The following is a 14122-nucleotide window of genomic DNA, read 5'->3' as shown; positions in this document are numbered from 1 at the left end:
TCATGCCTGACCACCGTTCTGATGGTCATCCTGTGGCACGGAGACGGCCTCGTCAGCCGCATGCACACCTCCATTGAGCCAGTCGAGATGCATGGTGTCATGGCGGCCGCCCACCAGTTGCAGGAAGCGCTCATCGAGATCCTCACCACCGGCGACCTGATCCACGGTTCCAGCGGCGACCACCTGCCCTTTGTTGATCACGGCCACATGCGTGCACATGCGCTCCACCATCGACATCACATGCGACGAAATGATCACAGTGCCCCCGGTGGAGACGTATGCGGAGAGAATGTCGCGGATATTCGAGCTTGACACCGGATCCACCGCCTCGAAGGGTTCATCGAGCACCAACACGCGTGGACTATGGATCATCGCAGTGGCCAGACAGATCTTCTTCGTCATGCCGGCCGAATAGTCGAACACCGGTTTGTCGGCCGCATCGAGCAGGTCGAATGCGTGCATGAGGTCGTTGGACCGCTCCAGGGCCTCGGCACGCGGCATGCTGCGCAGCATACCGGAATAGACGAGCAACTGGCGGCCCGTCAATCTGTCGAAAATCTGGTCTGGCTGCGGCATGAGGCCGATCTCACGCTTGACGGCGTTGACATCGTGCCAGACATCCTTGCCCAGAACGAGCACCATGCCCGCATCGGGCTTGAGCATTCCGGTCATCATGTTGATCGTCGTGGTCTTGCCCGCGCCGTTCGGCCCCACCAGTCCATAGAACGAACCAGTCGGGATGTCGAGCGAGAGGCCATTGACAGCCACTTTGTCGTCATACCGCCTATACAGACCCCGAATGGAGACCGCCATGGACGGGTCGGCCGGCACCGGACCAGGAGCGGCAATTGGCTGTTGCATAATCTGTGTCATATTTCACCTATATCAAGAATCAGCCGTTCGCGGCAATTACATTCACAAATGAACTCACGAACGGTTTCTTTCTCCACCTAATCAGAATCTAGACAGTCCATATCGGACCATCTCACGAGATGGACATATTTAGACTATCTGTCTATTTCAGTCTGTTGGTGGAATCGGGTGAAATATGATCTACCGGTTCAAACCGAATGCTCAGGCTACTCAGCTGGCCATGGCGCGTTCCTCGCGGTCCTGCTCCCGAATACGCGGATCCTCGGCCCCCGAGGAGCCCTGATGCTCGATCGGCTTCCACTGCGCCTTGGCGAACACGGCCTGGAACGAAATCGGCACATAACTCAGAATGTAAATCGGGAAGCTCAGCGCATAGGCGAACAACTCACGGTTCGAAGCGCCAATCTGCTTGCGTTCCACCACCATCGTGAGCCCCGCCAGCACCATCATGAACACCATCGACGAAACGACGCCGAGCATCCAATTGAACAACGCGGCGCCCTGGCTCGACCATGAGATGAACCCGCAGGCGGCGAAGATGGTGCCGAGCAGGACGCGAATGATTGCAAGCACCGTGAACGGGCAGATGAACAGCGTCAGATCGATGGATGAAAAATCGCGTTCCTGGATCGCACGGCGAACGAGCGCCGGGCCATAATAGCGGAACACCTGCAGGAACCCCTTGCTCCAGCGCAGCCGCTGACGCCAGCTCTGTGCGAAGGTGACCGGCTGCTCATCGTAGAGGATCGCCGAGCCCACGTACCCGATGCGGTCACCATGCAGCACAGAGTCCATCGTGAACTCGAGGTCTTCGGTGAGCAGGTGGAACTTCCACCCCTGATTGCGGCGCATCACCTCCTGCGAGAACATGAATCCGGTGCCACCCACATGGCAGCTGTTACCGAGCCACATGCGCGAGGCGCTCACGAATCTGGATTCGCGAATGAACCACAATGCCGAACCGGAGCTCACCCAGTTCTCCGAAAGGTTCACCGAATTGCGGTAGCTCGTCAGAATGCGGAAACCGGATTGGTAGGCCTTGTTCATCTCCTCGAAGTAATGCTTGTCGAGGCGGTTGTCGGCATCGAACACGAAGAACGCATCGTATTGGTCGGAGGCCTTCGAATCGATCATCGCGTTGAGCAGGTACGTCAGTGCATAGCCCTTGCCCACCTGCTGTTGGTTGAACCGTTCCACCACATGGCAGCCGAGGTCGCGGGCGAGTTGCGCCGTACCATCGTCGCAGTTGTCGGCCACGAGCCAGATGTCGATGAGCTTGCTGGGATAGCTCTGCGATTGGATGTCACGAATGAGGTTACCCACCACCTGTTCCTCGTTTCGCGCGGAGATGAGCACCGCGTACCGCTTGTCCATCGGGGCGGCCGGGAATGTGACCGGCTTGGCGAATAGGGAAACGAGAATGCAGAATCCCTGGTAGGCGATGCTCACACCACCCACAATGACGAGAAGCAGATCGAGAACGTCGAGTATTGCCATCAGCTCCACTGGCTCCTAGGGTTCTTTGGTTTGGTTCCGGTTGTTGTGGCGGCGGCGGAAGGCTTTGCGCCATCCGAATCCGTCCGCTCAGATTCTACCGGAGTCGAAGATTCGGCGGTATCGGTCTTGCGAACGATATCGACCTCATTTTGCGACTCGCCCTTGCCGGGAACTCCCCTGCGTGGCTTGTGTTGGAGTCCTTCGCCTGCATGACGTTCGAGCAAGTGCTTCGGAATCGCCATGGTCGGTGATTCCTCCGATTCAGAGTGGGCATGTCCGCTCGCAGCGTCGTCTTCGCGGTCACTGCCGTACATCTGCTCACGCAGATACTGAATATGGTCGTCGTCGAAGGAAACATGCGCGCTGGAACCCTTGGCCTGTCGTGGCATATGGTCGCTGACCGGTTTGATCACATGTTCGTTGATCGCATCCGCAGCCTCCACCATCTTCGACTTCTTGTTCGGCTCCGGATCGCTCATCAACGGCATGTCGACCAGCGGATACCGTTTCATGGCCACCTTGAGCAGCACCTGGATGCTGGCGGTGATCGGCAATGCGAGGAAGGCGCCGGCAGCACCGAATATCGAGCCGAAGAACAGGACGGTGAGGAATGCGATGCAGGGGTTCAGATCCATCGTACGTTCCGAGATCTTCGGAGAAAGCACCAGATTCTCGATCTGCTGGTACACGGTGATGAACACGACGACGCCAATGGCGTAACCGATTCCGCGCTCACCCCAGGCGAACAGCACCGGCAATGCGCCACCGATATAGGTTCCAAGAGTCGGGACGAACTGCGAGACAATGCCGCAGAACAAAGCCAGAGGCAGCCAGTACGGCACCTTGATGATCATCAGGAACACCGACATGCAGGCCGCATTGATCGCGGCGAGGATGGAACGCGAGAACAGGAACCCGGAAATCTGATCCTGCACCACGGTCCACACCATGAGGAAGCGGCGCTGAGATCTCGGAGCGATCCACTGGCACACGCTCCGGCGCAGCTTCGGGCCGGCGATCGAGATGTAGAACGCCACCATGAGCGCTGTCGTCAGATTCAGTATCTGCCCAAGCACCCCCATCGTGGTGCTCACCGCCTGACCGGCGAAATCGGTGACCCACGATCCCTTGATGTTCTTCATGATCTCGCCGCCAAGATCGTTCATCTCGGGCAGCTTGAAATGGGTTTTCGCGTCCACGAAGGCGGCGAACTGGTTGTATAGATCGGGCAGTCCCTTGACCATGGAGATCATCTGCTGCACGAACATGTTGCCGAATAGCGCCATGAGCACGATCACGATGACCAACAGACCCGCCAGGCAGGTCACCGACGCAACGCCACGCTTCCAACCGTGCCTGATCAGTCGAATGACCAACGGCTCCACCGCCAGAGCCAGGAACAACGCGATCACGATGTCGAACACGATGTACGTGATCTTGCCGTACGACGTGAATACAAACCAACCGAGGTAGACGGCTATCACGGCATAGAACAACGCGCGGCCATACCACTCCGGCGGCCTCCTGGGATCGCCCTTTGATGGGAACAGCGATGCCACGTCCAGTTTCCGCTTGCTTTCCTCGCTCATGCGCAATATTGTAATAGTCCGCATACTCAACGTTCAGGGCGAAATCACGACCCGTCAGCCCGCACCCGCCTAAATTCGCCATCATCGTATGTGTGCCCGAGTGTACGGGTGAACTCATATTGTAGAAGGCATGCTGAAAGTCTCAATCATCATCCCAGCGTGGAACGAAAAGGAACGCATCGTCGATTGTCTCGACAACGCAACCCGCCAGACGGTGATGCCGCACGAGGTGCTCGTGGTGGACAACCGTTCCACCGACCATACCGTGGAAATCGTGGAGCGCTACATTGCCGAACATCCGGACCTCCCGGTCAAGCTGCTCCATCAGGATGAGGAGCAGGGTCTCATTCCGACGCGAAACTACGGACTCAACCATGCCACCGGCGACATTCTCGGACGCGTGGATGCCGACTGCATGCTCAAGCCGGATTGGGTGGAGGTGGTGCGGGGCATCTTCACCGAGGATGCCGAGGCGATGGGAGCGACCGGCCCGGTCACCTATTACGACATGCCCGCCCACAAAATCGCATTGCGCGGCGACGACAGCGTGCGCCGCCACACTTACCGCGCGGACGGCGGTCAGGTGCTGCTGTTCGGCTCCAACATGGCATTGCGTGCTTCGGCATGGAAGCTCATTCATGACGAGGTGTGCCTCGATAAGGAAGATGTGATGCACGAAGACATCGACATCTCGCTGCATCTGCTTGGCCGCGGACTCAAGACCGTGTATTCCGGCCGTATGATCTGCGGCATCTCCGCACGCCGCATGGATACGTCGTTCAAGTCGTTCCGCAACTACATGAGGCGTTTCAAGAACACCTTCGCCGCACATCCGGAGCATTGGCGCAATCACAAGTCGGAGCGCACGCTGTACCTGATGTACCCATGGCTGCACGCGATGTTCCCGATCTACCGCCAGTACCTGGAATCGAAAGACATCAATCCGGCCGTGCGCATCTGGTTCCGCGAACAGGCCAAGCTCGCGCGCAAGGAAGGCGATCCGCTTGCCGACCTGCCAGGCATCGAGAAGTTCGTGGAGGAGACGCCGACCGACATTCCCGGTCTCGAGGAGATCGACGAGAATACCGCCTTCGACCCGGATGGTGCACCGCAATCCGAGGATTCCTCAATCACGGGGACCACAACCGCGCAGTAACCACTCAGCGGTCCTTATCAGGGGGCGATGTGAATTCGCGTTCGCATCGCCCCTGCTCTTTGTCGTATCTGGCACTCGGCGGATGGAATAGTGCGGCAGATGGGCCTGAAAAACAAAAATCCCTTGCCGAAGCAAGGGATTGAGTGGTGGCTCCGAGCGGCGTCGATCCGCTGACCTAACGATTTTCAGTCGTTCGCTCTACCAACTGAGCTACAGAGCCAGAGGCTGGAACAGGGTTCCAACATCGCGACCACGGCCGGACTTGAACCGGTGACCTCCGCCGTGACAGGGCGGCGCTCTAACCAACTGAGCTACGCGGCCTCAATCTTAAGATTCGCTAGAATCATTAAGACCTAGCGACCACGACCGGACTTGAACCGGCGACCTCCGCCGTGACAGGGCGGCGCTCTAACCAACTGAGCTACGCGGCCGTTGTTTCTCGATGTTTCCATCGCGACAACAGATGTAAATATTACTCGATTCCGCATTCAACGCAAATCCGGCGTGTCGAATATGATGGATTCGCAAAGGACCGCGGATCGGTCACGACATAGCGAGATTGCAAACGCCTGCACCTGCCGCAAGCAACCGATCACCGACGCACGGTCAGCCAGACCATGCTCACGCGCCCCGATCCTCCACCTCGGAGACGGACCCGCGTTCCACAAGCACCGATGGAATGACGGTCTTGACCCCCACCGGCAGCTTGTCGCCGTTGCATTGGGCGAGGATCATCCCGAACGCCTCACGGCCAAGCTCGTTGAACTTCTCTCGCATCGTGGTCAGCTCAAGCCAGGGAACAATGCCCTGCAGCGAATCGTCCACGCCCACGACACTCACATCCTCCGGCACGCGCTTGCCTGCCTCGCGCAAACCGAGGATGCAGCCGTACGCCATCTGGTCATTCGCCGCATACACCGCCGTGCAGTCGCGTTCATGCGCCAGTGCCAGACCGGCCTGATACCCGCTGTCGGCCTCCCAGTCGCCTATGTACACGGACGGCGGAACGATTCCCTGCTGCCTCAGGGCATCTTCCCACCCACGTCGCCTGCTCTGCGCCGCCACCGAATACGACGGGCCTGCAATGTGGTACACGTTGCGATGCCCCTTCGCCAACAGATAGTCCACCAGCACCACTGACGTCCCATATTGATCTGAATCGATCGTCGGGCAATGGTCCGACGGCTCTTCCGAGACGAGCACCACCGGCAACTCGACACTCGGCACGAATGTATTGAAATCCGCCACTTGCTGCTCCAAGATGAACACAACTCCATCTACCGGCAGCGTTTTCATCTGGTCGATTGCGCTCTGCAAAGTCGCGGGACACCCTTGTTCAAACGACCGGATCGTCGTCGCATATCCATGCTCCCTCGCCGCATCCACAACGCCGTTGAGGATGTGCGAATCACCGTATGACGTCATATTGAACAGGACGACACCCACGTCCTTGAACGACCCATGCTTCAACGCGCGCGCCGCATAGTTCGGCCTATACCCAAGCTCTTCCATCGCACGCTCGACTCTCAAGCGCGTCTCCGGCTTCACCTCGCTGCTGTTGTTCGCGACCCTCGAGACCGTTTGCGACGACACGCCCGCCAGCCTCGCCACGTCCTTCATCGAAACTGACCCTGCCATATCTCACCCACTTTTCGCAAAACGCCGACATGTGACAAATATGGAATCTTCGTCGAAGCCAATATATCAATGATAGCAACTGTTTGCGCAATCATGCATTTTATGCTCATAAACAATGTGAGCTTAATTTGACTTGATTTCCAACGATGATGTACTATGTTTGCGTAAACATTCTGAATGCGGACACAGTAGTTCGAACTCGGAAGCGCAAGCAAGGCAGACGCACCGCTCACAGATGAACGGTACGGGACCTCAAAGGAGAGGCAAGATGACTTCTACAACGAAATCGCCCGGGACAGCGGGCACGCCAGATGCCGCGGCGATTGCGGCGAACGCCGTGACAACCGGAGGATCGGCTCGGGTGAACAAGCATCACGCGGACTGGCGGGGCTGGAAGTTTCTATGGCCATTCGCCCTGGTATTCGTATTCGTGTTCATCATTCCCATCCTGTACGCAATCTACATCTCCTTCTTCCAGACGAAGATGATCGGCGGCACGCAGTTCGTGGGATTCGACAACTACATCAAACTCTTCCACGACCCGCATTTCTGGTCGTCCGTGGGACGCGTGACCATCTTCACCGTCGTCCAGGTGCCGATCATGCTATGCCTGGCGGCACTCATGGCCCTGGCACTCGACTCGATGAAGCTTCACGGCACAAAGTTCTTCCGCATCTCCACCTTCCTTCCATATGCGGTGCCGGCCGTGGTGTCCACGTTGATCTGGGCATTCATGTACGGGGCCAAGTACGGTCTGGTCGGCTCGCTGAACGCTTGGTTCGGCACGCATATCGACGTGCTCGCCCCGAGCGTCCTGCTGGCGGCAATCGGCAATATCGTGACCTGGGAGTTCACGGGCTACAACATGCTCATCTTCTACTCGAGCCTGTCCACCATTCCCCACAGCCTTTACGAAGCTGCGTCCATTGACGGCGCGAGCGAATGGCAGATCGTCAAAAGCATCAAGCTCCCTGAACTCAAGGGTTCGCTGGCGATCACGGTGATCTTCTCCATCATCGGATCCTTCCAGCTGTTCAACGAGCCGTCGATCATGCAGAACATGGTTCCCGGCAACACCATCACCACGTATTACACGCCCAACATGTACGCCTACAATCTGAGCTTCTCCGGAAACCAAAGCAACTATGCCGCCGCACTGGCGATCGTCATGGCCATCATCACCATGGCCATCGCATACGCCGTGCAGCTGCGCAGCATGAAGGACCAGATGAAGTAAGACTCAAGGAGAGATCGACATGACCACCACAGTTTCCACGGATATCCAAAACACCCGCAATGCGCGCAGGATAGAACGCGATCGCCAGCGCAGAATCGCCCAGGACGAGCGTGCGGAACGCAAGCGCAGTCGCAAGAACGGCTTCACCAACGTGGCAAATCCCCGCAAGTCAACGCTGCTCACCATCGTATGCGCTGTCTTCGCGATCTACTGCCTCTTCCCGTTCCTGTACATCCTCATCAACTCGACGAAGACACAGGCGGACTTCACATCCACCTTCGGTCTGGGATTCGGCAAGACCTTTGCGCTGTGGGACAACATCAAGACTGTGTTCACCTATCAGGACGGCATCTTCGGCCGCTGGTTCCTCAACACGCTGTTCTACGTGATCGTGGGCGCCGGGGGCGCCACATTGCTGGCGATCATGGGAGGATATGCATTGGCGAAGTTCCGCTTCCCGGGCCGCAAGGCCGTCTTCGCCGTGATCATCGGGGCCATCTCGGTTCCGGGCATCGCCCTTGCCGTTCCACAGTTCCTGCTGTTCGCCAAGCTCGGTCTGACCAACACCCCCTGGGCCATGATCATCCCCTCTCTGATCAGCCCATTCGGCCTGTACCTGATGTGGATCTTCTCCGAGCAGGCGGTGCCCACCGAGTTGCTTGAGGCTGCGCGGGTGGACGGCGCTTCCGAGGCGCGCACCTTCTTCACCGTCGCACTCCCATTGCTCTCCCCCGGCATCGTCACCTGTGCGCTGTTCACGATCGTGGCAACATGGAACAACTACTTCCTGCCCCTCATCATGTTGAAAGACGCGAACTGGTACCCCCTGACCATCGGCTTGAACCAGTGGAAGGACCAGGCCTCCACCGCAGGCGGACAGGCCATTCAGAACCTCGTGATCACCGGATCGATGATCACCATCATCCCGCTCGTAGTGGCGTTCCTGCTACTGCAGAAGTATTGGCAGTCGGGTCTGGCTGCCGGTGCGGTCAAGGAATGACACATTCGCGTTCAACCATCCAATGAAGAAGGAGTGACTCCATGTCAGCATCCACACAACATCGTGCGCACCGTTGGCCACAGCCCCTGCCAGGCAACGACCGGAAAATCTGGTTCGGTGCGGACTACAACCCCGACCAATGGCCCGAAGACGTACAGGACGAAGACATTCGCCTGATGAAGCAGGCTGGCGTTAACATCGTATCCCTGGCCATCTTCAGCTGGGCGAACATCGAGACGAGTGACGGCAATTTCGAATTCGATTGGCTTGATCGCGTCATCGACAAGCTCTACAAGGCCGGCATAGCCGTTGACCTCGCATCCGCCACCGCTTCGCCGCCCATGTGGCTCACGAGCGCACATCCCGAGGTACTGCGGCGCGACGAGCAAGGCCATGTCATATGGCCCGGAGCCCGTCAACACTGGCGTCCCACCAGTCCGACATTCCGCACATACGCCCTGCGCCTATGCCGCGAAATGGCCGAACATTACAAAGACAACCCGGCCATTGTGTCATGGCACGTAGGCAACGAATACGGCTGCCATAACTACTTCGACTACTCGGATGACGCCGTGCAGGCCTTCCGGGAGTGGTGCCGCGACCGGTACGGCACAATCGACAAGGTGAACGCCGCGTGGGGAACGAACTTCTGGTCCCAACGACTCAACTCCTTCGAGGAGATCCTGCCGCCGCGTTATGTGGGCGGCGAAGGCAACTTCACCAACCCGGGGCGCCTGCTCGATTTCAAGCACTTCTGCTCGGACGCGCTCAAGGAGTTCTTCTGCGCCGAACGCGACGTGCTGTCCGAAGTGACGCCGAATATTCCGCTCACCACCAATTTCATGGTGAGCGCGTCGCAGAACACGCTCGACTACGATGACTGGGCCCACGAGGTGGACTTCGTGTCCAATGATCACTATTTCACCCCCGGCAGCTGGCATATCGACGAACTGGCATACTCCGCCTCCCTGGTGGACGGCATCTCAAGGAAGAAGCCCTGGTTCCTCATGGAGCAATCCACCTCCGCAGTCAATTGGCGCGAGATCAACCCCCGCAAGGAGCCAGGTGAGCTCATCCGCGACTCGATGCTGCATCTGGCAATGGGCGCGGACGCAATCTGCTACTTCCAGTGGCGCCAGTCGCGGTCCGGTGCCGAAAAGTTCCACTCGGCCATGCTGCCACTGGCAGGGGAGCATTCGCAGATCTACCGGGATGTATGCGCATTGGGCGCAGACCTCGACACATTGAGCGATGCCGGCATACTGCGCTCGAAGCTTTCAAAGGCACGGGTGGCCATTGTGCAAGACATCCAGTCCGAATGGGCCACCGAGCATACGGCCACACCCACCCAACACATACGCGAATGGACGGAGCCCCTCGACTGGTTCGCCGCCTTCGCCAATCGCGGCGTGACCGCGGACGTGACACCCATCCACGCACAATGGGATACGTATGACGCCGTGGTGATTCCCTGCGTGTACCTGTTCAGTGAGGAGATGGCCGAACGTCTACGCACCTTTGTCAGGAATGGAGGCAAGGCATTCGTCACGTACTACAGCGCACTGGCCGATGAGCACGACCGACTGCACACGGAAGGCTGGCCCGGGTTGATCGGCGACGTCGTCGGCGTTCGCATCGAGGAACATTGCCCACTCGGCACGCTCTTCCCGGGAATGCTCGACCACCTCGACGTCAGCAACGGCACAGTCGTGCATGATCTCGCCGACGTCATAGACGCAATCGCCGATGACACCACCGTGCTCGCCACCTTCGAGGCGGATCCGGCCACGGGTATGGACGGTAGGGCCGCCATCACCGTGCACCCCTACCACGAAGGCGGCGTGGCCTACATTGCCGGCAAGCTGGGCAGGGACGGCATCAGCCAGAGCCTGCCGGAGATATGTGCGGCGCTCGGATTCGAGCTCGATGCAGACCCGCGGGCCGGCGATGTGCTCCGCGTGGTTCGGGAGCAGGAGGATGGAGCCATCTTCGAATTCCTGTTCAACCGCACCCGCAACACTGTCACCGCAGACCGTCCTGCTGGAGACATGCTCATATGCAGCCTGGCAACGGACAGCACCGACAAGGTCACCCTCGAGCCAAACGGCGTTCTGGCGTTCAGGCGCTGAACAGCCCCACACCTTCGCACACGGAGGCAGAACACCCACAACCGAATATCACGATGATGCAATGATGTGCGACACAATAGATGTTTACGTTGCACATCATTGCATTCATCAATCTTCAAATGTACTGATTTTAAGCTTTTTCGCATATGTTTGCGCAAACATAAAATCGGTGCTACAGTGTTCATCGACAAGGTTCGCGAATGCATGCAACGGAGCAACGCGCGAACATGGAGAAAGGAAGAACAATGAAGTTCAGCACACGCGCAATCGCCTTCCTGGGCGCAACAGCCATGCTCATACCATTGGCAGCCTGTGGGGGTGGCTCCTCGAACAGCGGGCAACCATCACAGGAAAGCAACGTCAAGGAAATCGACGTGTGGGCATGGGACCCCTCGCTCAAGCAAATCGCAGCCGACTACGAAAAGAAGACAGGCATCAAGGTCAACCTGAAAAACGTGGGAACCAACACGAAGGAATACACCCAGCTCGACAACGCGATCGAAGCGGGGTCCGGTGCCCCCGATGTCGCCCAAATCGAGTACTACGCATTGCCCCAATATGCGATCAAGGGAAATCTGCTTGACATCACAGATAAGACGAGCGGATACGAAGACTTCTATAATCCGGGACCATGGTCGTCAGTGCAAATAGACGGCAAGGTGTACGCATTGCCAATCGACGCAGGCCCCATGGCCTTCTTCTACAACAAGGAGATCTTCGACAAGGCCGGCGTGGACGGCGAGAAGATCAAGACATGGGATGACTACTACGAGGCGGCCAAGAAGATTCACGCCCTCGGCGATGAATACTACATCACTTCGGACAGCGGCGATGCAGGCTTCTTCGATTCGATGACCTGGCTTGCAGGAGGCAAACCATTCCAAACCACCAATAACGGCAAGGATGTGACAATCAACCTCACCGGAGACAATGGCGTCAAGGAATTCGAGAAGTTCTGGCAAAAGCTGCTTGATGAGAAGCTCCTCGACACGAAGACCGTAGGATGGTCCGAGGACTGGTTCAAGGGCATGCAGGACGGCACAATCGCATCCCTGCTGACCGGCGCATGGATGCCCGGAAATCTTGTCAATTCGGCTCCGGCTGCCGCAGGCAAATGGCGCGTGGCACTGATGCCAACACCGAATGGGGAGAAAGCCAATGCGGAAAACGGAGGATCGTCGCTGGCCGTGCTCAAGTCCTCCCCCAAGGCTCAGGCAGCCTATGACTTCATCGAGTACGTCGCTCATGGCGATGGCGTGAAAACTCACGTCGAAACCGGCGCATTCCCCGCAGACAAGGCCTCCCTCGAAGCCGACTATTTCAAGAACGCCACCACCATCAAGAACTCCGACGGCAAGGAAATAGACTACTTCGGCGGTCAAAAGTACAACGAGGTCCTCGCACAGGCCTCGGCGGACGTCCTTACGGGGTATCAGTTCCTGCCATTCGAGGTGAAGGCCCGTGGTGTCTTCGGTGATTACCTCGGCAAATCCTACACCGGCAACCAGCCGCTTTCGGAAGGTGTGGCCGCTTGGCAGAAGGCACTCATCGACTACGGCAAGGAGCAAGGCTTCACGATGAAGGAGTAGCGCGATTCTAGGAGCGTTGCGGCAGACACACGGGCAGGGGCGCCAACCATTCGAAGAAATGGTTGGCGCCCCTGCCCGTGTGTCTGCCGCAACGCTCCTAGAAGAAGATGCTGTTCCCGGACGCCATGAATATGAACGAGAACAGCCAGATGACGACGCTGATCACAATGCCGGCGATGGCCATGCCACGGCTCTTCTCACCCGTCCTGTTGATCTGGGTGAGCGCGATGATCGACAGGATCAGCCCCACAATCGGAACGAGGAACGAGCACACGAAACCCGCGATGCACAAACCGTTCCATGTCGTGGGCTCCGGCGAGTAACCATTGCCGTACTGGCTTTGGTTGCACTGGCCATACGGAGCGTAATTCGACATGTTCTGCGTGTAGTCCGGCTGCCCGTACTGCTGGCCGCTCCCTCGGGCATATTGGCCATACTGCGGCTGGGCATATGGTTGCTGGGCATTGCCCTGCGCACCATAGTCACCATACTGTGGCTGGGCAAACGGAGTCTGGTTCGGCTCTTGCTGCATCGGCGGTTCACTTAATCCCCGCCCATATGGATTGTTCGAATCGTAATTCGGCTGGTAATTCGTCATGCCTCCACACTACAAGCCACCCCCCTCGACGCATTCGGCGCCCATGCCGAAGCACTCATGCACGATACCGATGCCATATGGGAGCCCGCAAACCCGCAATCGAAACGGGGCCCGACCTTTCGGCCAGACCCCGCAGGAATCGGTTTCGCGGATGACCGTTATGCCATCCGCATGGAATATCATGCCGTTTTCATGAGCTGGTCCACAGAGCGTATATGCGCAAGGTAATCTGCACCCACCTCGTCGAACTGCGAGTAGTCACTGTGTGTATCGTAGTGGTACTCGTAATCGTCCCATCCTGTTTCGGCGAGCGCGCCGAGCCCAATCGCCAATCCGCAGATGACCATGATGATCGCAATGAGAGCGAGCGCCGTCGAGATGCCGCCGATCACAATGCCGGCGATGGCCATGCCTCGGCTCTTCTCGCCGGTTTTATTGATCTGCACGAGCGCGATGATCGAAAGCACGAGGCCAACGAGCGGGAAGAAGAACGAGCAGATGAAACCGGCAATGCACATGCCGTTCCACTGGTCCACCGGAGCCATGGGATAACCGTAGGCACCCTGTGGAGGATACTGCTGCGTGTAGTTTGGCTGCGGAGTCGCATACTGTGCCGTGTATGCCTGCTGAGGGACCTGTGAGTAGCCGGGGTCTCCGACGTACGGATTGTCGCCATGCTCATTGGGGTCCGGAGACGAGTACGGTGAGCCGAGGGTATCGTTTGCAGTCATATGCAAAGCATACTGCAAGAACGCACGGCATAGGCGCATATTCCAATTCCGTCCCCTATCCCCGCATGCTCCTCATTCAGCACGA

11 protein-coding genes and 3 tRNA genes are annotated in these 14122 nt (G+C 58.1%); 5 read left to right on the top strand and 9 right to left on the bottom strand.

The features are described from left to right. The 3 genes from OGI63_RS04130 to OGI63_RS04120 form a co-directional block, all read right to left on the bottom strand. The gene (locus OGI63_RS04130) at window positions 1-873 is read right to left on the bottom strand and encodes an ABC transporter ATP-binding protein (RefSeq protein WP_004268790.1); all 873 of its coding nucleotides are present in this window, start codon (window positions 871-873) and stop codon (window positions 1-3) included. Between the two features lie 210 nt (window positions 874-1083). Further along, the gene (locus OGI63_RS04125) at window positions 1084-2370 is read right to left on the bottom strand and encodes a glycosyltransferase family 2 protein (RefSeq protein WP_004268789.1); all 1287 of its coding nucleotides are present in this window, start codon (window positions 2368-2370) and stop codon (window positions 1084-1086) included. Next, window positions 2370-3959: an AI-2E family transporter gene (locus OGI63_RS04120; protein WP_004268788.1), complete on the bottom strand. Its 1590-nt coding sequence runs from the start codon at window positions 3957-3959 to the stop codon at window positions 2370-2372. Before OGI63_RS04120 ends, OGI63_RS04125 begins: the two co-directional genes overlap by 1 nt. 130 nt (window positions 3960-4089) lie before the next feature. Between OGI63_RS04120 and OGI63_RS04115 the strand changes: the two genes are divergently transcribed. Beyond that, on the top strand, window positions 4090-5115 hold the full coding sequence (locus OGI63_RS04115; RefSeq protein WP_004268787.1) for a glycosyltransferase: 1026 nt from the start codon (window positions 4090-4092) through the stop codon (window positions 5113-5115). A 144-nt stretch (window positions 5116-5259) separates the two neighbouring features. Here OGI63_RS04115 and OGI63_RS04110 read toward each other — a convergent pair. From OGI63_RS04110 to OGI63_RS04095, 4 genes are all read right to left on the bottom strand, one after another. Then, window positions 5260-5335: transfer RNA gene (locus tag OGI63_RS04110), tRNA-Phe, on the bottom strand. 27 nt (window positions 5336-5362) lie between these two features. Continuing rightward, window positions 5363-5436 (bottom strand) — tRNA-Asp (locus OGI63_RS04105). 36 nt (window positions 5437-5472) lie between these two features. Further along, window positions 5473-5546: transfer RNA gene (locus OGI63_RS04100), tRNA-Asp, on the bottom strand. 190 nt (window positions 5547-5736) lie between these two features. Next, entirely contained in the window at window positions 5737-6735 is a 999-nt protein-coding gene (locus OGI63_RS04095) for a LacI family DNA-binding transcriptional regulator (RefSeq protein WP_012754413.1), read from the bottom strand. 286 nt (window positions 6736-7021) lie between these two features. On the opposite strand from OGI63_RS04095, the gene OGI63_RS04090 reads away from it, so the two are divergent. The 4 genes from OGI63_RS04090 (at window position 7022) to OGI63_RS04075 (ending at window position 12708) form a co-directional block, all read left to right on the top strand. Then, a complete protein-coding gene (locus tag OGI63_RS04090) occupies window positions 7022-7990 on the top strand; it encodes a carbohydrate ABC transporter permease (protein ID WP_004269047.1) in 969 nt (322 codons plus the stop codon). 19 nt (window positions 7991-8009) lie between these two features. After that, window positions 8010-8990, top strand: coding sequence for a carbohydrate ABC transporter permease (locus tag OGI63_RS04085; protein WP_004268783.1), 981 nt, complete (start codon window positions 8010-8012; stop codon window positions 8988-8990). Window positions 8991-9031: 41 nt separating this feature from the next. After that, complete coding sequence (locus OGI63_RS04080; protein WP_004268781.1) at window positions 9032-11119, top strand: beta-galactosidase; 2088 nt, start codon at window positions 9032-9034, stop codon at window positions 11117-11119. Between the two features lie 245 nt (window positions 11120-11364). After that, window positions 11365-12708 (top strand): ABC transporter substrate-binding protein, encoded by a 1344-nt coding sequence (locus tag OGI63_RS04075; RefSeq protein WP_004268778.1) that lies wholly within the window; start codon window positions 11365-11367, stop codon window positions 12706-12708. Between the two features lie 97 nt (window positions 12709-12805). Here OGI63_RS04075 and OGI63_RS04070 read toward each other — a convergent pair whose 3' ends face one another. Continuing rightward, the gene (locus tag OGI63_RS04070; RefSeq protein ID WP_004268776.1) at window positions 12806-13306 is read right to left on the bottom strand and encodes a DUF4190 domain-containing protein; all 501 of its coding nucleotides are present in this window, start codon (window positions 13304-13306) and stop codon (window positions 12806-12808) included. A 179-nt stretch (window positions 13307-13485) separates the two neighbouring features. After that, window positions 13486-14076 (bottom strand): DUF4190 domain-containing protein, encoded by a 591-nt coding sequence (locus tag OGI63_RS04065; RefSeq protein ID WP_004268772.1) that lies wholly within the window; start codon window positions 14074-14076, stop codon window positions 13486-13488. Window positions 14077-14122: the final 46 nt, after the last annotated feature.

The sequence above is a fragment of the Bifidobacterium sp. KRGSERBCFTRI genome (assembly GCF_025908335.1).
Note: the sequence above shows the minus strand (reverse complement) of the source record. Positions and strands in the feature narration are given on the sequence as shown.

Excerpts from the sequence above, each read along its gene's own strand:
- OGI63_RS04065 (WP_004268772.1), bottom strand. The coding sequence starts at position 14,076 with ATGCGCCTATGCCGTGCGTTCTTGCAGTATGCTTTGCATATGACTGCA.
- OGI63_RS04075 (WP_004268778.1), top strand. The coding sequence starts at position 11,365 with ATGAAGTTCAGCACACGCGCAATCGCCTTCCTGGGCGCAACAGCCATG.
- OGI63_RS04070 (WP_004268776.1), bottom strand. The coding sequence starts at position 13,306 with ATGACGAATTACCAGCCGAATTACGATTCGAACAATCCATATGGGCGG.
- OGI63_RS04095 (WP_012754413.1), bottom strand. The coding sequence starts at position 6,735 with ATGAAGGACGTGGCGAGGCTGGCGGGCGTGTCGTCGCAAACGGTCTCG.
- OGI63_RS04120 (WP_004268788.1), bottom strand. The coding sequence starts at position 3,959 with ATGAGCGAGGAAAGCAAGCGGAAACTGGACGTGGCATCGCTGTTCCCA.
- OGI63_RS04130 (WP_004268790.1), bottom strand. The coding sequence starts at position 873 with ATGACACAGATTATGCAACAGCCAATTGCCGCTCCTGGTCCGGTGCCG.
- OGI63_RS04090 (WP_004269047.1), top strand. The coding sequence starts at position 7,022 with ATGACTTCTACAACGAAATCGCCCGGGACAGCGGGCACGCCAGATGCC.
- OGI63_RS04125 (WP_004268789.1), bottom strand. The coding sequence starts at position 2,370 with ATGGCAATACTCGACGTTCTCGATCTGCTTCTCGTCATTGTGGGTGGT.
- OGI63_RS04080 (WP_004268781.1), top strand. The coding sequence starts at position 9,032 with ATGTCAGCATCCACACAACATCGTGCGCACCGTTGGCCACAGCCCCTG.
- OGI63_RS04115 (WP_004268787.1), top strand. The coding sequence starts at position 4,090 with ATGCTGAAAGTCTCAATCATCATCCCAGCGTGGAACGAAAAGGAACGC.
- OGI63_RS04085 (WP_004268783.1), top strand. The coding sequence starts at position 8,010 with ATGACCACCACAGTTTCCACGGATATCCAAAACACCCGCAATGCGCGC.